The following is a 23,943-nucleotide window of genomic DNA, read 5'->3' as shown; positions in this document are numbered from 1 at the left end:
CGCCGGCGCCCACATTCCGCCGTGGGCTCGCTCGCTGTCGACCGGGTGTCGCCCCCCAAACGGGGGGGGGTGGACCAAATCCCCCCCCCGCCTTTTTCGTTGATCAGCAGTTACGCAGCTCGGGGCTCTGGTTCAAGAGCTGGGCGCGGGGGCTGATGTAGCGGGTGTAGGTTTCCCCGCCGACGGCCGACAGCGGGAAAGCCGCGACCCGGTGGCAGTTCTGGAAGGCCAGCTTCACGCCGAAATGCCGTTCCAGGCCGCCACGAATGGCATCGGAGGCTAAAGCGCGCAGCAGCTGTCCGCGGGCCACCTCGTCCGGCGGCGGCACCCGGTTGTCGGCGTATTCGTCGGTGCCGGTGCGCAGGTCGTCCGCGACCCGGCTCACCACCTCCCATGCGTAAGGCAGTGAGATACGGACACATTCGACGAATTCGGCGTCGTCGATATCGCCCTGTTCGGCGCGTTCGAGTAGTGCGGCGGGAACATCGAGGGACATGGCGCTCTCCTCCTGCTTGGGGGTGGTCGGCGGGATGCGATGCCAGGACCGAGTCTAAACGATATCCGTTGTCAATAACCCTGGATTCGTTCCGAAAGTGCTTTTCGGAGTGCGCTTTTCGCGTCGGCGGCCAAGTCTGCGACCAGTTCGCTTGCCGGTTGCCCGGTGCTCAGTGAATGAGCTTGCCCCGCCCACAGATTCACTTCGTCGGTGTTGCCGCCTGCCCGTGCGGCGGCCCGCAACGGGGCTGTGGCGTAATGAATTTCGGGGTAGGCGGCCGGCGCGTCGGCGGTGTGTTCGACGAGGAAACGGTTTCGGATCCCGCGGGCGCGACGTCCGGTGAACGCGCGCGTGAGCATCGTCGGTTCCGGCGTGCCGATCGCACCGCGATGCACGGCGTTGGTGCCCGCCTCCGGGCAGCGCAGCAGCGCGGTGCCGATCTGCGCGGCCGACGCACCGGCCGCCAGCACCCCGGCCACCCCGGCGCCCGTGGCGATCCCGCCCGCCGCGACGAGTGGGCGGGAGGTGACGGCGGTGAGCAGCTGGATCAGGGTCAGCAGCCCGGGTGGGTCGGTCGGGTCGTCGGCGGGGTCGTCGAGGAAGCTCGCGCGATGCCCGCCCGCCTCGGCGCCCTGGGCGATCAGCACGTCGGCGCCCGCGTCGACGGCGATCAGGGCCTCATCGGGCGAGGTGACCGTCACCCACACCTCCGAGCCGACCGCGTGCAGCCGGTCCACTTCCACGGCGGTGGGACAGCCGAAGGTCGTCGAGACCACCGCGACCGGATCGGCGATGAGGAGATCGAGCTTGTCGGCCCATCCGTCGGTGTCGTGCTCGGGGGTGCCGAGCGGGAACTCGGCGCCGAGTTCGGCGAGGTAGGTCGCGTAAACGGCCGGATCGGCCACCGCTCCCGGTGCGAACAGGTTCACGCCGAACGGCGCCGCGGTGGCTGCCCTCGTCGCCTCGATCTGCGCTGCCACCGCCTCGGTGCCGAGGTAGCCGCCGGCGAGCTGTCCGAACCCGCCCGCGGCCGCCACGGCGACCACCAACTCGGGTGTGGACGGGCCGCCCGCCATGGGCGCGGCAACGATGGGGACAGTCAGGGTCTCGATCACCATGGGTCGAGTCTGGTCGGTCGGGGCCGTGTTCAGGCCCGGTGACAGCGCGTGTGACGGGTTGGGCACTGTGATTGTTACTGTGCGGCACGTCATCTACCTGCGATTTCGTGACGGAAGGTTGCGGAATGGTCACGGCCGGGTAGAGTTCGCGTCACAACGTATGCCGAACCGTTACACACGGGTCGGCGGTGGGGACCGCGCAAGCGGTCTCCGGGCCGGTCGCAGACCGGTTTCGTTTTCCTTGTTGTCGGACGCTAGGACGAGATCTTGTCGCAGCACCGTGTGGGTCCCGAATCCATCTCCGTGCAGGCTCTGCTTGCGAACGCGGATGGCCGGAGCCCGAGCAGGAGCAGGCACCGCGCCGAAGCGTCGCGTTCGGATCGTGTGCGGGTCGCCGCCAGTGCCGCGGTCGCCGCGGGCGCTCTGGTCGGCGTCACCGCCCAGATCGCACCGGCGCTGGCCTTCGCCGCGCCGCTGCTGCCGACCCACGACGACAGCGTCAAGGAATCGGTCGTCCCCGAGTCGGCCCGCCAGGATGTCGACCTCGTCGCCGCGCAGCAGGTCTCCGCGCACGTCGAGACCCCCGCGCCGGTGGACGCGGTCGCCGCGCCGATCGCCGCCCCCGTGGCCGCGCCGTTCGGCATCGGCAACCTGCCCCCCGAGATCTCCGGCCCGCTGTCGCAGGTCGAGGACATCCTCCAGGGCATTCAGCATCAGGTCGCGCCGCCGCAGTCGGCGCGTCCGGTCGCGGGCCCGATCAGCTCCGGCTACGGCGCCCGCTGGGGTGCCATGCACTACGGCCTCGACTTCGCCGACTCGATCGGCGCCCCGATCAAGTCCGTGTCCAACGGCACCGTGATCGAGGCGGGCCCGGCGTCGGGCTTCGGCCTGTGGGTGCGGGTGCTGCACGACGACGGCACCACCGGGGTCTACGGCCACGTCAACGAAATGCTGGTCAGCGAGGGTCAGCGGGTGAACGCGGGTCAGGTCATCGCGACCGTCGGCAACCGCGGCCAGTCCACCGGCCCGCACCTGCACCTCGAGATCTGGGATCAGGGCGGCAGCAAGATGGACCCGATTCCGTACCTCGCTGCCAAGGGCGTGCCGCTGGAGTGGGGCCCTTCCGCGCACTGAGCGGTATGAGTACGGAGCTTTCTCCGTAGAGCGAGTGACGGTGGTTCTTATGAGCCCCGTCACTTTGCTGTTGAAGCGGCAACACGTTCGCGGGCCGGTCCGATACTCCTCTGGGCCCCGAGCCCTGGGGGCACGCTGACTCGGCTGATGTGTAGTCGGTCTATATGATGGCTCGATCTGCACGGTGCGGGATCGCCGCGCGCGTACAGGCTCGATGAGAGGTGAATGAACCCGAATGGAAACTGCCCGTCGTTCTGCCCGCGGTAACCGCCGTCGCCGATCGAGCAGTCCGACTTTCGGGCAGTTGCTGACGGGGGCCGTCGAGTCGGCTGCCGATCGGGTCGCGGTTCGGTTCAACCCGTCCGGCGACCCCGCCGATCAGCGTCAGCTCACCTATTCCGAGTTCGACCAGCGGTCCTCGCGGCTGGCCCGCGCGCTCATCGCCCGCGGCATCGGCCCCGGCGACGTGGTCGCCATCGGCATCGCCCGCGGCATCGAGTCGGTGCTCGCCGTGTGGGCGATCGCCAAGACCGGCGCCGCCTATGTCCCGGTCGACCCGAACTACCCGGCCGACCGCATCGCCCACATCGTGTCCGACTCGGGTGCGGTGCTCGGGCTCACCACCGCCACCCATCGCGAGGTGCTCGGTACGGCGCTGATCTGGCTCGAGCTCGACGACGCCGAGACGGCCGCCCACATCGCGGCCCAGCCCGCGCACCCGATCTCCTACACCGACCGGATCCGCACCCTCGACGAGCGGCATCCGGCCTACGTCATCTACACCTCGGGCTCCACCGGTAAGCCGAAGGGCGTCGTGGTGACCCACACCGGTCTGGCCGGTCTGGTCGCCGCCGAGCGCGCGCACTATCGCGTCGCCGCCGACTCGCGCGTGCTGCACGTGTGTTCGCCGAACTTCGACGTGTCGGTGCTGGAATTGCTGCTCACCTTCTCCGCGGGCGCCACCCTGGTGATCGCGCCGCCCGGCGTGTTCGGTGGCTTCGAGCTGGCGGATCTGCTGCGTCGCGAACAGGTTTCGCACATGCTCATCACTCCGGGCGCGCTGGAATCTGTCGATCCGGCAGATCTGGACGACCTCCAGGTGGTGGTCGTCGCGGGTGACAAGTTCGGGCCGGAACTGGTCGGTCGCTGGGCTGTCGGCGAGCGTGAGTTCTACAACGGCTACGGCCCCACCGAGGCCACCATCCTGGCCACCAGCACCCCGCCGATGGACCCGGCCGCGCCGGTGACGATCGGTGCCGCGATCGCCGGTGTCGGTGCGTTCGTGCTGGATTCGCGGCTGCGGCCGGTGCCGTCGGGCGTGATCGGCGAGCTGTATCTGTCGGGTCCCGCACTGGCGCAGGGCTATCTGAACCGGCCCGCGCTCACCGCGGAACGTTTCGTCGCCAGCCCCTTCGGTACCGAATCCGGTGACGCGAACGCGCGCCTGTACCGCACCGGAGACCTGGTGCGGCGCAGTGAATCCGGTGACGGTGTCATCGAATACATGGGGCGCTCGGACTTCCAGGTGAAGATCCGCGGCTTCCGGATCGAGCTCGGCGAGATCGACAACGCGCTCACCGCGCACCCCGACATCGACTTCGCCGCCACCCTCGGCAAGACCCTGCCTTCCGGTGTGACGGCGCTGGTTTCGTATGTGATGCCTCGCTCCGGCGCCACTGTCGATGTGCCCGCGCTCGATGCGTTCCTCGCGGAATCGTTGCCCGGCTACATGATTCCGGCCGCGATCATGGTCCTGGACCGGATCCCGCTGACGCCGGTGGGCAAGCTGGACCGAAAGGCATTGCCGGAGCCCGTTTTCGCGGTGCGCGAGTTCCGGGCGCCCGCTACCCCGGTGCAGCAGGTGGTGGCCGGTGTCTTCGCCGAGTTGCTGACCGCCGGTGCGCCGGAGGAGATCCGGGTCGGCGCCGACGACGACTTCTTCGAGCTCGGTGGTAACTCGCTGCTGGCCGCGCAGGCCGCCACGCGCATCGGCGCCGCACTCGATACCCGCGTGCCGGTGCAGTTGCTGTTCGAGGTGAGCACGGTCTCGGGATTGGCCGAACGCGTGGAGCGCCATATCGGCACCGGTTCGGGTCAAGAGCTGGTCGCGCAGCAGCGCCCCGATTCGATCCCGCTGTCGTTCGCCCAGCAGCGGATGTGGTTCCTCAACCAGTTCGACCCGGCCAGTGCCGTGAACAACATGCCGATCGCGGTGCGCCTGTCGGGTGCGCTCGATGTCGACGCGTTGCGCGTCGCGGTCACCGACCTGGTGGCGCGCCACGAGGTGCTGCGCACGATGTATCCGCCGGTCGACGGGGTCGGCACGCAGCTGGTGCTGCCGCTGTCGGACCCGCGCGCCGTGCCAACCCTCGCGGCCGACGACGCCACCGAGGACGCGATCGCCGAGCTGGTCACCGAGACCGTCGGCGCGGGCTTCGACGTCACCGTCGCCCCGCCGCTGCGGCTGCGCCTGCTGCGGCTGAGCGCGACCGAGCACGTGCTGGTCTGCGTGATGCACCACATCGCCGGTGACGGTGTGTCGATGGGCCCGCTCACTCGCGACCTGATGACCGCCTACGTCAAGCGCAGTGCGGGCACCGCGCCGGGCTGGCCCGAATTGGCCGTCCAGTACGCCGATTTCACGCTCTGGCAGCGCGCGGTGCTCGGCACCGAGGACGACCCGGAGTCGATCCTGGCCCAGCAGATCGACTTCTGGCGCACCCAGCTCGCCGGTGTGCCAGATCAGCTCGAGCTGCCGATCGACCGGCCACGACCCGCGACCGCCTCCTACCGTGGCGCGAGCCTGGACTTCCGGATTCCGGCCCAGGTGCACGCCGGGCTGGATCAGCTTGCGCGCACACACAATTCGACGCTGTTCATGGTGGTGCACGCGGCACTGTCGGCACTGCTCGCCAGGCTGTCGGGCAGCACCGATATCGCCATCGGTACCCCCGTCGCCGGTCGTGGTGACGCCGCGCTCGATGACCTGATCGGCATGTTCGTCAACACTCTGGTGCTGCGCACCGAGGTAGACCCGGCAGCCGGCTTCGAAGAGCTGCTCGCTCAGACCCGCGCGGTCGATGTCGCGGCGTTCGGCCACGCCGACGTGCCCTTCGAGCGATTGGTCGAGCTGCTCGACCCGGCCCGTTCGACCGCACGGCATCCGCTGTTCCAGGTGATGCTCGCCTTCCAGAACATGGCGCGCACCGCCCTGGAGCTACCCGGGCTGACCGTCGCGGGCGTCGAGCTGACCATGCCGTTCGCCAAGTTCGACCTGCAGTTCGAGATGGTGGAGGACACCGATCGCCACGGCGCGCCGCACGGCATCGCGGTCGGGCTCACCTATGCCACCGACCTGTTCGACGCGGACACCATCGCCGGGTTCGCCGACCGGTTCCAGCGGCTGCTGGCCGGTATCGTCGCCGCACCTGCCGAGCCGCTCGGCGCGATCGAGCTCATGGAGCCTGCCGAGCTGGACCGAATCCTGGTGCAGTGGAACGACACTCGCCACGACCTCGCACCGGAGCTGCTGCTCGACGGCTATCGGCGTGCGGTTGCCGACCATCCCGATGCCGTCGCTGTCGCCTATGAGGGCGCCGAGCTGACCTATCGGGAGTTCGACGAGCGGGTCAACCGGCTCGCTCGGCTGCTGATCACGCAGGGTGTTGGTCCCGAATCCCTGGTCGGGCTCGCGGTGCGGCGCTCGCTCGATCTGGTGGTCGGGATGTACGCGATCGTGACCGCCGGTGGGGCGTATGTGCCGATCGACCCGGATCATCCGGCCGATCGCATCGCGCACATTCTCGATACCGCCGCGCCCGCCGCAGTCCTGAGCACCACCGCGGATGCGATCGAGGTGCCCTCGGATGTGCCGGTGATCCTGGTGGATTCCGTTGCGCTCGAGGAGTTCTCGGCCGCGCCGGTCGAGTTGGCCGAGCCGGTTCGGCCCGAGAATCCGGCCTATGTCATCTTCACCTCCGGTTCCACCGGGCGGCCCAAGGGTGTGGCGGTGTCGCACGCGGCGATCGTCAACCAGATGGTGTACATGGGCGCCGAGTACGGGATCGGTCCGTCGGATGTGTACCTGCAGAAGACGCCCGCCACCTTCGACGTGTCGCTGTGGGGTTACTTCCTGCCGCTGCGGACCGGCGCGAAGCTGGTCGTGTCTACCCACGACGGACACCGCGACCCGGTGTACCTCGCCGAAACCATCGCGGCGCAGCGTGTGACGCTCACCGACTTCGTTCCGTCGATGCTCTCGGTGTTCGCGGCGCACACCAGCGCCGGTTCGATTCCGAGCCTGCGCGCGGTCTTCGCCGCCGGTGAGGCGCTGCCCACCGAGACCGTCGCCGACGTGGCCCGCGTCTCCACGGCGCGGGTGCACAACCTGTACGGACCTACCGAAGCTGCTGTCACCGTGACGCGTTGGCCCGCAAGCGATTCCGATCGCGGTTCGGTGCCGATGGGCGTGCCGGAGTGGAATACCCGTGTCTACGTGCTGGATTCGCGGCTGCGCGCGGTGCCCGCCGGAGTGGTCGGCGAGTTGTACCTGGCCGGTGACCAGCTCGCGCGCGGCTATGTCGCCCGCCCCGGTCTGACCGCGGATCGGTTCGTCGCCAACCCCTTCGAGCCCGGCGCGCGGATGTACCGCTCCGGCGACCTCGTGCGCTGGGGTGCGGCGTCGGCCGAGCCCGCGCTGGAATACCTGGGCCGCACCGACTTCCAGGTGAAGTTCCGTGGTCAGCGCATCGAGCTCGGCGAGATCGAGACCGCACTGCTCGCGCAGGACGTGATCAGCCAGTCCGTGGCATTGGTGCTCGACACCGCATCGGGCCAGCATCTGGTCGCCTATGTGGTGGCGCGCCCCGGCGAACAGCCGGACCCCGCGGCGCTGCGTACGGCCGTCGCGGAATCGCTGCCCTCCTACATGGTTCCGACCGTTGTCACGGTGCTGGACAGCTTCCCGCTGAACCCGAGCGGCAAGCTCGACCGCAAGGCGCTGCCCGCCCCTGCCTTCACCGCGGGCGAGTTCCGCGCGCCCGCCACGCCTGCCGAGGAGATCGTCGCCGGGGTCTTCGCGGAACTGCTCGGCATGGCCCGCGTCGGCGCCGACGACGATTACTTCGCCCTCGGCGGCAACTCGCTGCTGGCCACCCGCGCGATCGCCCGCATCAACGAGGCACTCGACGCACAGCTCGCCATCCGCGATCTGTTCGAGACACCCACCGTGTCGGCCCTTGCCGCGCGCATCGGTGGTGCGAGCGGTACGGCCGCGCGGCCGCCGCTGGTCGCTACCGAACGCCCGCAACGGATTCCGCTGTCGCTGGCACAGCAGCGCATGTGGGTGCTCAACCAGCTCGACCCCGCTTCGGGCTCGTACAACATCCCATTCGCGATCCGCCTCACCGGCGAGCTGGACCTGGCCGCTCTCGATGCCGCGGTCACCGACGTGCTCGGCAGACACGAATCACTGCGCACGTACTTCCCGGTGTCCGGTGATGCTGATTCTGCTGTGGTCGGTCGGGTGGCGTCTGTCGGCGCCGCTGCCGATGGGATGCCCGTGCAGGAGATTCTTTCCGTGGCAGACGCGCTGCCGGGTGGCCTCCAGGTCGAGACGACCACCGATATCCTCACTCGCGCGGCCGAATTGGCCGGTGCGGGTTTCGATGTGACGCGTGAGGTTCCGCTGCGCGCGGCGCTGCTGACCGATGGAACCTCGGCCGACTGGCTGCTCGTCGTTGTGGTGCACCACATCTCGGCTGACGGTGCCTCGCTGGCGCCGCTCGCCCGCGACCTGATGACCGCCTACGTTGCCCGCGCCGCGCAGCAGAGCCCGGGATGGGCGCCGCTCGACGTCCAGTACGCCGACTTCGCGCTGTGGCAACGGGCCGTCGTCGGTGACGACGCTCAGCCGCAATCCCTGGCCGCCGCGCAGCTCGACTACTGGCGCGAGCAGCTGGCCGACGTTCCCCCGCTGCTGGAGCTGCCGCAGGACCGCCCGCGTCCCACCGTGCCGACCCTGGTCGGTGCCACCACCGAGCTGCGTCTGCCCGCCGAGGTGCACACCGCGCTGAATCACCTTGCGCGCGAGCACAAGTCGTCGCTGTTCATGGTGGTGCACGCGGCGCTGGCCGTGCTGCTCGGCCGTTTGTCTGGCACCTCCGATATCGCCATCGGCACCGCTGTCGCCGGGCGTGGTGAACGGGCGCTCGATGACCTGGTCGGCATGTTCGTCAACACCTTGACGCTGCGCACCACGCTCGATCCGGCCGGTTCCTTCGACGAGGCCGTCGACGTGGCCCGCGAGACCGATCTCGGTGCGTTCGCCAATGCCGACCTGCCGTTCGAGCGGGTCGCCGAGGTCGTCGCGCCGGGCCGGGGCAGTGCGCAGAGCCCGCTGTTCCAGGTGGCGCTCACCTTCAGCAACAACGAGGCGGCCGCGCTCGAACTGCCCGGTCTCACCGTGAACGCGCTGGAAACCGCGGTCGCGGCGAAGTTCGACCTGCAGGTGGACGTCGAACCCCGCTTCACCGCCGCCGGTGAACCCGGCGAGCTGGTCGCCCTGTTCAACTACGCCACCGACCTGTTCGACGAGGCCACCGTGCGCAGCATCGGTGCCCGCTTCGCCCGCATCCTGACCGCCGTCGCCGCCGACCCGCAGATCCGCATCGGCGATATCGACATCCTCGACGAGTCCGAACGCGCCCGGCTGCTCGCCGGCGCGGCACAGGCTCCCGTGCCGAGCACGCCGTCGGGCGGCACCACTCTCGCGCAGGCCTTCACCGCCGCCGCCGAGGACGACCCCGACGGTCCTGCCCTGGTCTGGGGCGACGACGCGCTGACCTACGACCAGCTCGACGCCCGCTCCGCACGCCTGGCCCGCCTGCTGATCGGCCGGGGTTTCGGCCCCGGAGACGCGGTGGCCGTTGATCTTCCGCGCGGCATCGACTGGGCCACCGCGGTCTGGGCGATCCTCAAGGCAGGCGCGGCCGTGGTCCCGGTGACCGGTGCCGAGCTGCCCGCCGAACCCGCCGTGAAGCTGGGTATCACCGTCGGCGAACCCCGTGGCGTCGACTGGATCTCACTGGACGACCCGGCGATCAAGACCGAACTGTCCACCCGGTCCGCCCGCCCGGTGACCTACGCCGACCGCACCCGTGCCCTGCGCGGCGGCGACCCGGCCTTCGTCGGCGCCGACGACACCCGCAGCTACGACGAACTCGCCACGGCGGGTGCGCAGGTGCGCGCGGGCACCGACCTGACCTTCGAAGCGCGAACCTTCGGTTACGGCGCCGTCGACACCTTCGCCGCGCTGGTCGAGCCGGTCGCGGCAGGTGTGGCGGGTGCCTCGATGGTCCTGGTCCCCGCGGCCGAGCCCGCCGCCGGCCTCGCTGCTGCGTCGGCAGCCGGTGCCACCGACGGATTGTCGGCCGCACTGGCCGAGGAGTGGGTAACCCACCTGTTCGGTGATCGGGCGGGGCTCGAGGCGGTCGACACCACCGAGCTCGGCGATCTGCAGGCGTTGATCGCCGACGATGCCGAACCGGGCAACCGGGGTGCGGCCGAGGTAGTGCTGGTGCTCGGAGATCTGCGCGCCCCGGTGGCGTGAACCCCGCGCTCACGGCGCGGGGCTCGGTGCGGGGCAACAAGTTTCGGTGATGGGTGAGGTGGAACAGCTATGACACGACCGGCAAGAACCCGACCGGTTCGTACTCGTCGCCCGCGCGTCACCGCGCTGGCACAGCTGCTGGCCACCGCGGTCGAGACCAACCCCGACGGTCTCGCCGTGGTCCTCGCCGACGCCACCCACACCGTCGGCAGCCTTACCTACGCCGAACTCGATGAGCGCTCCAACCGCATCGCCCGCCTGCTGATCGGCCGCGGCATCGGCGCGGGCGACCTGGTGGCCATCGGAATACCGCGCTCCATCGAATCCGTCCTCGCGGTCTGGGCCGTCACCAAGACCGGCGCGGGTTTCGTCCCGGTCGACCCGAACTACCCTCCGGACCGTGTGGCCCACATGGTCACCGACTCGGGTGCGGTTTTCGGCCTGACCGTCGCGGCCGTCGCCGACGACCTCCCCACCCAGGTGCGGTGGCTCGAACTCGATGCCGAGATGACCGGAACGGCCGCCGACCGGCTCGACGACCTCTCCGGCGAAGCGATCACCGCGGCCGACCGGCTGCGTCCGGTGCGGGCCGAGGACCTTGCCTACCTCATCTACACCTCCGGCTCCACCGGCCTGCCCAAGGGCGTCGCGGTGACTCAGGCCGGGCTCGCCGGCTTCAGCGAGGAACAGCGGCGGCACTATGGTGTCGAATCCACTTCGCGCACTCTGCACTTCGCCTCACCGTCGTTCGACGCCTCGCTGCTCGAGCTGCTGCTGGCGATCGGGGCGGGCGCCACGATGGTGATCGTCGACCCGAGCGTGTACGGCGGCGACGATCTGGCCGCCCTGCTGCGCCGCGAGCGGGTGAGCCACGTTTTCATCACCCCGGCCGCGCTGGCCTCGATCGATCCGGACGGGCTCGACGACTTCCGGGTGGTCGCGGTCGGTGGTGAGGCCGTTCCGCCGGATCTGCTGCGGCGCTGGGCGATTCCGCTCGCCGACGGCACCCTGCGCGAATTCCTCAATGTGTACGGGCCCACCGAGACGACCATCGTCACCAATATCAGTGTGCCGCTGAAACCGGGCGACCCGATGACCATCGGCGGTCCGATCAACGGCGTGGCCGAATATGTTCTCGACGACCGGCTCGGCCCCGTTCCACCCGGCGTCACCGGCGAGCTCTACATCACCGGCGCCCAGCTGACCCGCGGCTATCACGCCCGCCCCGGACTCACCTCCTCGCGATATGTCGCGAATCCGTTCGACCCGGCCGGTTCTCGCCTCTACCGCACCGGCGACCTGGTCCGCTGGACCAGCGACGGCGCACTGGACTATGTGGGCCGCAACGACTTCCAGGTCAAGATCCGTGGTTTCCGGATCGAACTCGGCGAGATCGACGCGGTGCTCTCGGCGCACGAAAGCCTCGACTTCGCAGTCACCGTCGGCCACGAACTCGACAGCGGCGCGACCATTCTGGTGTCCTACGTGCACGCGGCACCGGGTGCGGCCGTCGATACCGCCGCACTCACCGCCTTCGTCGAGCGCAGTCTGCCCGCGCACATGGTGCCGACCGTGCTGATGGAACTCGACACCATCCCGCTCACCCCGGTCGGCAAACTCGACCGAAGGGCACTGCCCGCACCGGTCCTCGAACACGCCGAATTCCGTGCTCCCGCCACACCGGTGGAGCAGATCGTGGCGGGCACCTTCGCCCGGGTGCTCGACCTCGGCGATACCCAGCTCGGCCTCGACGACGACTTCTTCGCCCTCGGCGGCAACTCGCTGATGGCCACCCAGGTCGCCGCCCGCCTCGGCGCCGCACTGGACACCGACTTCCCGGTCCGGCTGCTGTTCGAGGCGTCGACGGTGGAGACACTGGCACGGCGACTCGCCGAATCCGCCGGTGCGGGTGCCCGGCCCGCGCTGGCGGCGGGGGAGCGGCCCGCGCGGATCCCGCTGTCGCTGGCCCAGCAGCGGATGTGGTTCCTCAATCAGTTCGACCCGGGATCGGTCGCCTACAATATCCCGATGGCGGTGCGGCTGCACGGCGCCATCGACGTCGAGGCGCTGCGCGCCGCCGTGGCCGACCTCGTCGCCCGGCACGAAACCCTGCGCACGATCTACCCCGAGACCGACGACGGGCCGATCCAGCAGATCCTGGCCGAGACCGAGGCGACGCCGCGGCTCGAGGTGCGCTCGATCGCGCCCGATCAGCTCACCGCCGCCATGCACGAGTTCGGTTCGTCCGGGTTCGACGTGCGGGGCCAGGTGCCGTTGCGGGTCGCGCTGTTCGAGCTCGACGCAGGCGAATCGGTGCTCGCGGTGGTCGTGCACCACATCGCCGGTGACGGTTCTTCGCTCACGCCGCTGACCAGGGACCTCATGCTCGCCTACGCGGCACGCTCGGCGGGCAGCGCCCCGGAGTGGACGCCGCTGACCGTGCAGTACGCCGACTACGCGCTGTGGCAGCGCGCCTTGCTCGGCAGCGAGGACGACCCGCGGTCGCTGGCCTCGGCCCAGCTCGCCTACTGGCGTGATGCGCTGGCCGGGCTGCCCGACCAGCTCGACCTGCCCGCCGACCGGCCACGCCCCGCCGTGCAGTCCTTCGCCGGTGGTCGCGTGCCGATCGAGATCGACGCCGAAACCCACCGCGCCCTACTGGCTTTGGCGCGCAACCAGGGTGCGACGCTGTTCATGGTCGTGCACACCGCACTCGCGGTGACTCTGGCGAGGCTGGCGGGCACCGACGATCTGGCGGTCGGTACTCCCATCGCAGGCCGCGGCGAGGCCGCGCTCGACGACCTGATCGGCATGTTCGTCAACACCCTGGTCTTCCGCACCACCCTCGCGTCCGGCGAGTCGTTCACCGAACTCCTCGCCCGCCAACGTGATACCGACCTGCAGGTGTTCGCGAACGCTGACCTCCCGTTCGAGCGCCTCGTCGAGGCGATCAATCCCGCCCGCTCCACGGCTCGTCATCCGCTGTTCCAGGTCGGCCTGTCCTTCCAGAACCTCAGCCGGACCGGCCTCGAACTCGGCGAGACCGCGGTCGAAGGCGTCGACGTGGACCTCGCGGTGTCCCAGTTCGATCTGCACGCCATCGTCGCCGATGCCTACGACAGTGCCGGTGTCGCGCAGGGGATCAGCGGCGTATTCACCTATGCCACCGACCTGTTCGATGCCTCGACCGCCCAGATCTACGCGGACCGTTTCGCGCGAGTTCTGACCGCGATCGCGACTGCGCCCGAACGTCCCGTCGACGAGATCGAACTACTCTCCGTTGCCGAGCGGGAACGAATCCTGCACGACTGGAACGCAACTGAGCACCCCTGCCCGCCCGCGACGCTCGCCTTCCTGTTCGCCGATACCGTGGCAGCCGACCCCGATGGCGTCGCGCTCGTTGACGCCGACGGCGCACAGCTCACCTACCGTGAGTTCGCCGCCCGTGTGAATCAACTTGCACGACACCTGATCACGCGGGGTGTGGGAGTCGAGGACCGCGTGGCCCTGGCGATCAGACGCTCCACCGACCTGGTCGTCGCCATGTACGCGGTGACACAGGCCGGCGCCGCCTATGTCCCGGTGGATCCGGATCAGCCCGCCGACCGCGTGGCGCACGTCCTCGATACGGCGGCGCCCGCCTGCGTATTGACCACCACGCGTGACGGATTCGATGGTGCCTCGGCGCCGGTGATCGCGATCGACACGATCGATGTGTCCGCGGTCTCGACCGTGCCGATCGTCGCGAGCGAGCGCATCGGCGTGCTGCGTCCGGAGAACACGGCCTACCTCATCTTCACCTCCGGTTCGACCGGCAAGCCGAAGGGCGTGGCCGTCTCGCACAGCGCGATCGTCAACCAGTTGCTCTGGAAGACAGCGGCGTTCGGACTCGGCCGCGACGACTCGGTGCTGTTGAAGACCGCCGCCACTTTCGACCTCTCGGTCTGGGAATTCTGGTCGGCCGCCATCTGCGGTGGCCGCCTGGTGATCACCGCACCCGACGGCCACCTCGACCCTGCCCACCTGCTGCGCGTACTCGCCGCGCAATCGGTGACAACCCTGCATGTGGTGCCCTCGATGCTCGACGCGCTGCTCACCGAATCCGCTGGTGCCCTCCCGAATTCGCTGCGCCGTGTACTGGCCATCGGCGAGGCCCTGCCCGCCGCGACCGCCCAGCGTTTCCTGGCGGCGACCCCGGCGGCATTGCACAACCTGTACGGCCCCACCGAAGCCGCGGTCTCGATCACCGACCACCGCGTCACCACCGCCGATCGCACCACGGTCCCGATCGGCCGACCCGAATGGAACAGCGGCGTCTACGTTCTCGACGCCCGTCTGCGGCCCGTCCCGGTAGGTGTCGCGGGTGAGCTGTATCTCGCAGGCGCGCAGCTCGCCCGCGGTTACCACGCCCGCCCCGACCTCACCGCCGACCGCTTCGTCGCCAACCCCTTCGCCGGGTCGGGCGCACGCATGTACCGCACGGGCGACCTCGTAGCCTGGACCGCCGACGGCGAACTCGAATACCGGGGTCGCACCGACTTCCAGGTGAAGATCCGCGGTTTCCGCATCGAACTCGGTGAGATCGAAGCCGCTCTACTCGCCGCACCACGAATCGCACAGGCAGCGGTCATCGCCACGACGGATCCGCAACTCGGCGACCGGCTCGTCGCCTATGTTGTTCCCGCGCCCGACGAAACGCTCACTCCTGCGGATGTCAAAGCCGCTGTGGCGCTGGTACTCCCGTCCTATATGGTCCCCGCCGCCTTCGTCGTTCTCGACCACCTCCCGCTGAACGCGAACGGCAAACTCGACAGGGCCGCACTCCCGGAGCCGGTACTCGCACCGCGCCGCTACCGCGCACCCGAGACAGCTCACGAGATCGCCGTGGCCGCCGTCTTCACCGAGGTCCTCGGCGCGCCGACCCCCGGCCTGGACGACGACTTCTTCGCCCTCGGCGGCAACTCGCTGCTGGCCACCCGCGTCGTGCACCACCTACGCGAACACACCGGCGTCGAACTCACCGTCGCCGCGTTCTTCGCCGACCCGACCGTCGCCGGTCTCGCGACGAGAATCAGCGACGGCCCAGCCGCCGCCACCGACCTCGAAGCCGCACTCTCGGTCGTGCTCCCGATCGCCCGCCGCGGCACCCGCCCGCCGCTCATCTGTGTGCACCCGGTCTCCGGCCTGGCATGGGGCTACGCGAGCCTGGTGCCGCATCTGCCCGACGATCAGCCCGTTGTCGGCATCCAGTCACCCGCGCTGAGCGACCCGGAATTCCGGCCCACTTCGGCCGAGGAACTCATCGACCGTTATCTGGCCGAGATCCGTGGCGTCCAACCGCACGGCCCGTATCAGCTGCTCGGTTGGTCCCTCGGTGGCGTGCTCGCGCAGGCCGTCGCGACCCGACTGCAGGCCGAGGGCGAGACGGTGGCGTCGCTGACGATGCTCGACAGCCTGCCCGGCGCCGCACTCGCCGATTTCGGTACCGAATTGCGGCATGTGCTCGTCGAACTCGGCATACCCGAGCAGCAGCTTCCCGAGCGGCTCACCGACCTCGGTGATGCGGCACTCGAATCGCTACACGCCGCGCTGGCGGGAGACACGCCGATCTCGCGCACCCAATTCGTCGGCATGTACCGTGGCGCGCTGCACTCGGTGGTACTGCTCACCGAGCTCGAACACGCCCGATTCGAGGGCGATGTCACCTATTTCACCGCCATGCGGACCCCCCAAAAGCTGGGGGACGGCGCCTCGCGATGGCGGCCGTTCGTCAGCGGGATCATTGCTGACCACCCGGTCGATGCCACTCATCAGCAGATGCTCGCGACTGTGGCGGTAGCCACGTCGGGACCGGTAATCGCGCAGGTCGTCGCGGGTGCGAGCGGATCCGGCGATACACGTCCGTAACGGACTCCATGGGCATTACGATCCTGTTGCGATAGAGTTGGTGTGTCGTGGCGCACACCTCGGCGACGGTCGGCAATGGCTATGTAGGTGTGGCTATGCTGTGTCCGACTCGGCCGCCGGACGCGAGAGGTGTATTGGTCTGTGGAAACCCCCCGCCGCACGGGCCGTGCCGGCCGCCGACGTGCTACCGGCGCACCGTTGTTCGGTCAGCTGCTCACGGCCGCCGTCGAGTCCGCGGCCGATTCGATCGCGCTGCGCTACAACCCGACCGGGATGCCCGGCGCGGAACAACACCTCACTTATCGCGAGCTCGACGAGCAATCCTCGCGCCTGGCACGTGAACTCATCGACCGTGGCATGGGTGCGGGCGACGTCGTCGCGATCGCCATCGCCCGCTCGATCGAATCCGTGCTCGCGGTGTGGGCCATCGCCAAGACCGGCGCCGCGTACGTGCCGGTCGACCCGGCCTATCCGGCCGACCGGATCGCCCACATCGTCGCCGACTCCGGCGCGACCATCGGCCTGACCACCGCGGCCCATCGCGCCTGCCTCGGCACCACCGCGTACTGGATCGAACTCGATGACCCCGTGGTCGCCGAACGTATCGCCGTGCGCCCCGGGCATGCGGTGAGCTACGCCGACCGGGTCCGCCCGATCGACGAATGTCATCCCGCCTACGTCATCTACACCTCCGGCTCCACCGGCAAGCCCAAGGGTGTTGTGGTCACCCATACCGGGCTGGCCACGCTGGTCGCCGCCGAGCGCGAACACTATGGCGTCGAGCTCGATTCGCGCGTGCTGCATGTTTGCTCGCCGAACTTCGATGTGTCGGTACTCGAGCTGCTGCTGCCGTTCGGTGTCGGCGCGACGCTGGTGATCTCGCCGCCACGGGTGTTCGGCGGTTTCGAACTGTCGGACCTGCTGCGCCGCGAACGCATCACCCACCTGCTGATCACCCCGGGCGCGCTCGAGTCCGTCGACCCCGCCGGGCTGCCGGATCTGGGCACCGTGATCGTCGCGGGCGACCGGTTCGGTCCGGAGCTGGTCGGCCGCTGGGCAACCGGCGGGCGCGCGTTCTACAACGGGTACGGGCCCACCGAGGCCACGATCCTCGCCACCAGCACCACGGCGCTGCGGGCGCATGCGCCGATCACCATCGGCACCGCGGTGCCCGGCATGGGCCTGTACGTGCTCGACGCGCGGTTGCGGCCGGTGCCCGCCGGGGTGGTCGGCGAGCTGTACCTGTCCGGCCCCGCGCTCGCGCAGGGGTATCTGGGCAGGCCGGGGCTCACTTCGGAACGTTTCGTCGCCTCGCCGTTCGGGCCGGGCAGGCTGTATCGCACCGGCGATCTGGTGCGCCGATTCGAACACGACGGCACGCTGGAATACCTGGGCCGCACCGACTTCCAGGTGAAGGTGCGCGGTTTCCGGATCGAGCTCGGCGAGATCGACAACGCCCTCACCGCCCACCCCGACCTCGATTACGCGGTGACGCTGGGCAAGACGATGCCATCGGGCGCGACGGCGCTGGTGGCCTATGTGCTGCCGCGCGCCGGCCGCACGGTCGACACCGGGGCGCTGGCGGAATTCCTCGCGGAATCGCTGCCCGCGTACATGATTCCGTCGGTCATCATGGTCCTCGACGCGCTGCCGCTCACCTCGGTCGGCAAGCTCGATCGCGCCGCGCTGCCGACGCCGGTGTTCACCGCGCGCGGCTTCCGCGCGCCCGCCACCCCGGCCGAACAGGTGGTGGCCGATGTGTTCGCCGCGCTGTTGCTGCGTGACGGCGCGGGCCGGGTCGGCGCCGACGACGACTTCTTCGAACTGGGTGGCGACTCGCTGCTCGCCGCTCAGGCTGTCGCCCGCATCGGTGCCGCGCTGGACGTGCGGGTGCCGGTGCAGGCGGTCTTCGAGGCGCCGACGGTCGCGGCACTCGCCAATCGGGCCGAGCAGCAACGGCTTACGGCGCACGCGCTGCCGCTCACATCGCGTCCGCGCCCCGAGTTGGTGCCGCTGTCCTATGCCCAGCAGCGGATGTGGTTCCTCAACCGCTTCGATCCCGCGTCGGCGGTGGACAACATCCCGGTCGCGGTCCGCCTCTCCGGCCGCCTCGACCTGCCCGCCCTGCGCGCCGCGATCGCCGACCTGATCGCGCGCCACGAAGTGCTCCGCACGGTCTACCCGGTGTCCGACGGCGTCGGTTCCGATGGGTTCGGTGGGGTGCTCGACGGCGAAGGTCACCAGCTGGTGCTGGCGGCGGGCGACCCTGCCGCGGTGCCCGAGTTCGAGGTCATCGAGGTGGCCGAGGACGGGCTCACCGAGGCGATCGGAGCCGCGGCGCTGACCGGTTTCGACGTCACCGCCGGTCCGCCGGTGCGGGTGCGGGTGCTGGCGATCTCGGACAACGAGCACGTCGTCGTCTGCGTGGTGCACCACATCGCCGCCGACGGATTCTCCTTCGCGCCGCTGACCAGAGATCTGCTCACCGCCTACGCCGAACGGCGCGGGGGCGGTGCGCCGCAGTGGCCGCCGCTGCCGGTACAGTACGTCGATTACACGCTGTGGCAGCGCGAACTGCTCGGCGCCGAGCACGATCCGGATTCGCTGCTCGCCGCGCAACTGGCCTTCTGGCGAAAGACTCTGTCCGGCCTGCCCGAACAGCTCGAACTGCCCACCGACCGGCCGCGTCCCGCCGTGTCGAACCGGACAGGCGGGTCGCTGAGCGTTCAGGTGCCCGCCTCGGTGCACGCCGGTCTGTCCGCGCTGGCCCGCGAGCACAACGCCACGCTGTTCATGGTTGTGCACACCGCGCTGGCCATGCTGCTGGCCCGGCTCTCCGGCACCCGCGACATCGCGATCGGTACCCCGGTCGCCGGGCGCGGCGAACAGGCGCTCGACGAGCTGATCGGCATGTTCGTCAACACGCTGGTCCTGCGCACCGAGGTGAATCCGGCGGCGAACTTCGCCGAGTTGCTCACCGAGGTCCGATCGCGCGATCTCGCGGCCTTCGGGCACGCCGACGTGCCGTTCGAGCGGCTCGTCGACCTGCTGGAGCCGGTGCGTTCGACCGCGAGGCACCCGCTGTTCCAGGTGATGCTGACCTTCCAGAACCTGGCCCGCACCGACCTCGCGCTGCCCGGCCTCGCCGTCTCGGCCGCCGACTTCACGGTGCCGCTGGCGAAGTTCGACCTGCAGGTGGAACTCGCCGAACACATCGGCGCCGACGGCGCACCGCAGGGCATGGCGGCCACTTTCGTCTATGCCACAGACCTCTTCGACCGCGGCACGGTCGCCGACTTCGCCGACCGCTGGGCGCGGGTCCTCGCCGCGGTGGTAGCCGAACCGGCGAAGCCGGTCGGCGATATCGACGTGCTCGCCCCTGGTGAGCGTGAACTCGTGCTGCGCGAGGGCCATTCGCCCGGCATCACGGTTCCCGAGGTGACTCTCGCCGACCTGATCACCGCTCAGGCGCATCAGCGGCCCGAGGCGATCGCGATCAGGGCGGGGGAGCGGTCCCTCACTTTCGCCGACCTCCTCGGCCGGGCATCGGCGCTCGCCCGTGCGCTCATCGCGCAGGGCGCGGGCCCGGAAACGCTGGTGGCCGTTGCTGTTCCGCGCACCGAGGAGCTGCCGGTCGCGCTGCTCGCCGTGCTCCTGTCGGGTGCGGGCTATCTGCCGATCGACTCCGGCTACCCCGCGCAGCGCCTCGGCTACATCGTCGCGGACGCGAAACCCGCTGTGCTGCTGACGACCTCGGCCGAGCGCGAACTGCTGACACCGCTGGCCGACCTGCCCGTGGTGTTGCTCGACGAGCAGCCCGTCTACACCGACGCGCCCCTGCATCCCGGCGAACGTCGCGCCCCGCTGCGCCCGGATCACCTCGCGTACGTCATCTACACCTCGGGTTCCACCGGCCTGCCCAAGGGCGTCGGTGTGACCCATCGCAATGTGCTCGAGCTGTTCGCCAACGCCCAGATGCTGTTCGCCTTCGACGTCGACGATGTGTGGTCGGTGTTCCACTCCTTCGCCTTCGACTTCTCGGTCTGGGAGCTGTGGTGCGCGCTGGCGGGCGGCTCGTCGGTCGTCGTCGTCGACCACCTGACCTCCCGTTCGCCGATCGAATTCCGCGAACTGCTGGCCCGTGAACACGTGACGGTGCTGAGCCAGACCCCCACCGCCTTCGCCCAGCTCGACGAAGCCGACCGTGCCGCGCAAGCCGCGGGCGCCACCCCGCTGCCGCTGCGCTACGTGGTCTTCGGTGGCGAGGCTTTAGACCCCCGCAAGCTCAACCGCTGGTACGACCGCTACGGAAACGGCCCGGGCGCGCCGGAACTCGTCAACATGTACGGCATCACCGAGACGACCGTCCATGTCTCCCACCAGGTCCTGACCTCGCGAACCGCGGAACTCGTGGCCGACCGGGCGGGATCTGGTGCCGACTCCGACCACAGCGGAGGAGCGGATGCGGACGTAGCGCGGCGTGACTATGCCGCCGAACTACCCGGCAGCCTGATCGGCCGCGCGCTGCCCGGGTTGTCGGTGGTCGTCCTCGATGACCGTCTGCGCCCGGTGCCCTTCGGCGTCGCGGGTGAGCTCTACATCGCGGGCAACCAACTCTCGCGCGGCTACCTCGGCAAGCCGGGCCTCACCGCCACCCGTTTCGTCGCCGATCCGTTCGGCGAGCCGGGTGCCCGCCGCTACCGCTCCGGCGACCTCGGCCGCTGGATCGGGTTCCGTGGCACCCCCACCCTCGAATACGGCGGCCGCGGCGACCAGCAGGTCCAATTGCGCGGTTTCCGGATCGAACCGGGCGAGATCGAGGCCGCCCTGCTCCGCGTTCCCGGCGTCGGGCAGTCGGCGGTCATCGTGCGCGCCGACGAGCACGCCGGTGATCGCCTGATCGCCTACGTCGTCGCGGCCACCGGTGCGGTCGATCCCGTCGCGGACTCCGGGCCTGCCGATCGCGTGGCCGCCGCCCTCGACCCGGTGCGCGTGCGTGCCGCCGTCGCCGAATTCCTCACCGGCTACATGGTTCCCGACGCGGTCGTGGTGGTACCGGAACTGCCGATGACCACCAACGGCAAGCTCGACCGGGCCGCACTGCCCGCACCGGAGTTCACCGCCGCCACCACCTTCCGCGCGCCGACCACTCCCATCGAACTCAGCGTGGCCGGGGTGTTCGCGACCCTGCTCGGCGTGCCCGAGATCGGCCTCGACGACAACTTCTTCGACCGCGGCGGCAACTCGCTGCTGGCTACCAGGGCCATCGCCCGCATCGACCACGCGCTCAGCACCGATCTGGTGGTGCGTGACCTGTTCGAGGCGCCGACCGTCGGCTCGCTCGCCGCCCGCGTTCGCCCGGGTTCGGTGGCCGCGCCACGACCGCCGCTGATCCCGGCGCAGGATCGTGGCGTCATTCCGCTCTCACCCGCGCAGCAGCGGATGTGGTTGCTCAACCGCATCGACCCCGACTCACCGGCCTACAACATCCCGCTGGTCCTGCGGCTGCGCGGCGCGCTCGACACCTCGGCGCTGCGCTACGCCGTCGCCGATGTGCTCGAACGGCACGAGGCACTGCGTACCCGGTTCCCGGCCGATGACGCCGACGCCGTTCCGTACCAGGAGATTCTGCCCGTCAGTGCCGTGTTGCCGAACGGCCTCGCGCTCGAGGAGTGCGACGATCCGCGCGAGCGGGTAATCCGGCTGCTCGCGGGCGGATTCGACGTCGCCGAGCGAGTTCCGTTGCGCGCCGGGCTGTTCACGTCCCCCGCCGACGACCCGCTCGCCGAGGAGGAATACGTGCTCGCCGTGGTGGTGCAGCACATCATCGCCGACGGTGCCTCCCTCGCTCCGCTGGCCCGTGACCTGGTGATCGCCTACCGGGCCCGCGTCGAAGGCCGCTCACCCGCCTGGGCGCCACTGCCCGTGCAGTACGCCGACTACGCGCTGTGGCAGCGCGAGGTACTCGGTTCGGAATCGGATGAGAATTCCACCGCCGCGAGGCAGCTGGGATTCTGGCGCCACACCCTGTCCGGGCAGTCCGGCACGGTCGAACTCCCGCACGACCATCCGCGCCCCTCGCACGCCTCGCTGCGCGGCGCCGACGTGAGCACCACCCTGCCCGCCGACGTGCACGCCGGCCTCGCCGAGATCGCCCGCAGGCACAACGCGTCGCTGTTCATGGTCGTGCACGCGGCACTGGCCGTGCTGCTCGCCCGGATCTCGGGCAGCACCGATATCGCGATCGGCACCCCGATCGCGGGCCGCGGCGAACCCGAACTCGACGACCTGGTCGGCATGTTCGTCAACACCCTGACCCTGCGCACCGAAGTCGACCCGCGCCACGGATTCGACGAACTGGTCAGCGCCGCCCGCGAAGTCGGCCTCGCCGCGTTCGCCAACGCCGACCTGCCGTTCGAGCGCGTCGTCGAGGAGGTGGCCCCGACCGGCACGGTGTCGCACAACCCGCTGTTCCAGGTGGTGCTCTCGTTCCACAACAACGAGACACCGGTGCTTCGCCTGCCCGGCCTCACCATCGAGGCGATGGACCTCGCGGCCAGGCCCGCCAAGTTCGACCTCCAGGTCAATGTGGAACCGCGCCTGTCCGCGACCGGTGAACCCGACGAGATCGGCGTCGTGTTCACCTACGCCACCGACCTTTTCGACGAGCACACCGTCGCGGCTTTCGCACGCGGGCTCACCGAGATCGTCACCGCGGTCGTCGCCGATCCCGCGGTGCGAGTCGGCGATATCGACCTGCGCGACGCCAGGGAACGCGAACGCGAACTGACCGCCGCGGCCTATGCGCCGACGCCGTCGGCCAACGGTGCCGCGCTGGCGCAGGAACTGGCCTCGGCGGTGGAGGAGGACCCGGACGCGCCCGCCCTCGATCTGGGTGAATCCGAGATCGTGTACGCCGAATTCGACGCCCGCTCCTCACAATTGGCTCGCTCGCTGATCGCCCGCGGCGCCGGACCCGGCACCGGAGTCGCGGTCCGCCTCGACCGCGGGGTGGACGCGGCGATCGCGACCTGGGCGGTGCTCAAGGCCGGTGCCGCGGTGGTGCCATTGATGACGATGGACGCGGGCCTGCCGGGCAGCCTCGAGGTGAAACTCGGCCTGACCATCGATATCCTCGACGCGCCCGACGGCCTGGACTGGTACGACCTCGCCGACCCGGCGTTGCGCGCCGAACTGGCCGCGGAATCACCGCGCCCGATCGGCTACGCCCACCGCACCCGCGCCCTGCGCGGTGACGACGTGGCCTTCGTCGGCGGTGGCCGCACGCTGAGCTACGACGAGCTGGCGACCGCGGCCGAGCAAGTCGCCGAGCGCACCGGGCTCAACTTCGAATCACGCACGCGAGCGGCGGGCAGACCGGATTCGGTGGCGGGCGTGCTCGAGATCGTCGCGGCCGCGATCGCGGGTGCGACGCTGGTGATGGGGGCAGACAAGGGGGGTGCGGACGAGGTGAGTCACGTGTTCACCGAGGCCGCGGTGGCCGTCGCCGAACCCGGCGACGGGACAGGTGCGAGGATTGTCGCGCTCAGTGAGATGATCGGCAACGCCGGGCAGCCGCGCGAGCGGCGCACGGTGGTCGGGATGGATGGATAGGTGGAACGAACACTGGCTGGTCCGCGCGCGGTGCGCGAACGTGGCAGTGCGCGTCGATATCGGTA

General features: G+C 69.9%; 5 protein-coding genes and 1 pseudogene. 4 read left to right on the top strand and 2 right to left on the bottom strand.

Translation table 11 applies throughout. The features are described from left to right. Nucleotides 1-103 precede the first annotated feature (103 nt). Together ACFWPX_RS20695 and ACFWPX_RS20690 are read right to left on the bottom strand one after the other, a co-directional pair. Nucleotides 104-496, bottom strand: coding sequence for an SCO5389 family protein (locus ACFWPX_RS20695; RefSeq protein ID WP_378915780.1), 393 nt, complete (start codon nt 494-496; stop codon nt 104-106). A 71-nt stretch (nt 497-567) separates the two neighbouring features. Then, a complete protein-coding gene (locus ACFWPX_RS20690) occupies nt 568-1,614 on the bottom strand; it encodes an NAD(P)H-dependent flavin oxidoreductase (protein WP_378928734.1) in 1,047 nt (348 codons plus the stop codon). Nucleotides 1,615-1,881: 267 nt separating this feature from the next. Here ACFWPX_RS20690 and ACFWPX_RS20685 point away from each other — a divergent pair, with 267 nt between their 5' ends. The 4 genes and pseudogenes from ACFWPX_RS20685 to ACFWPX_RS20670 all read left to right on the top strand — a co-directional run bounded on the left by ACFWPX_RS20685 (nt 1,882) and on the right by ACFWPX_RS20670 (nt 23,878). Then, nucleotides 1,882-2,748, top strand: a complete 867-nt coding sequence (locus ACFWPX_RS20685; protein WP_378915784.1) for a M23 family metallopeptidase — start codon at nt 1,882-1,884, stop codon at nt 2,746-2,748. Nucleotides 2,749-2,983: 235 nt separating this feature from the next. Further along, nucleotides 2,984-10,357 (top strand): amino acid adenylation domain-containing protein, encoded by a 7,374-nt coding sequence (locus ACFWPX_RS20680; RefSeq protein WP_378928733.1) that lies wholly within the window; start codon nt 2,984-2,986, stop codon nt 10,355-10,357. 96 nt (nt 10,358-10,453) lie between these two features. Then, nucleotides 10,454-16,264: pseudogene (locus ACFWPX_RS20675) on the top strand (amino acid adenylation domain-containing protein); the annotation flags it as partial. Nucleotides 16,265-16,405: 141 nt separating this feature from the next. Continuing rightward, entirely contained in the window at nt 16,406-23,878 is a 7,473-nt protein-coding gene (locus ACFWPX_RS20670) for an amino acid adenylation domain-containing protein (protein ID WP_378928732.1), read from the top strand. Nucleotides 23,879-23,943: the final 65 nt, after the last annotated feature.

Source organism: Nocardia sp. NPDC058518, from assembly GCF_042719655.1.
Lineage (GTDB): Bacteria > Actinomycetota > Actinomycetes > Mycobacteriales > Mycobacteriaceae > Nocardia.
Note: the sequence above shows the minus strand (reverse complement) of the source record. Positions and strands in the feature narration are given on the sequence as shown.

Bases quoted from the DNA above. Each gene is read 5' to 3' on its own strand.
- ACFWPX_RS20695 (WP_378915780.1), bottom strand. From the start codon at position 496: ATGTCCCTCGATGTTCCCGCCGCACTACTCGAACGCGCCGAACAGGGC.
- ACFWPX_RS20690 (WP_378928734.1), bottom strand. From the start codon at position 1,614: ATGGTGATCGAGACCCTGACTGTCCCCATCGTTGCCGCGCCCATGGCG.
- ACFWPX_RS20680 (WP_378928733.1), top strand. From the start codon at position 2,984: ATGGAAACTGCCCGTCGTTCTGCCCGCGGTAACCGCCGTCGCCGATCG.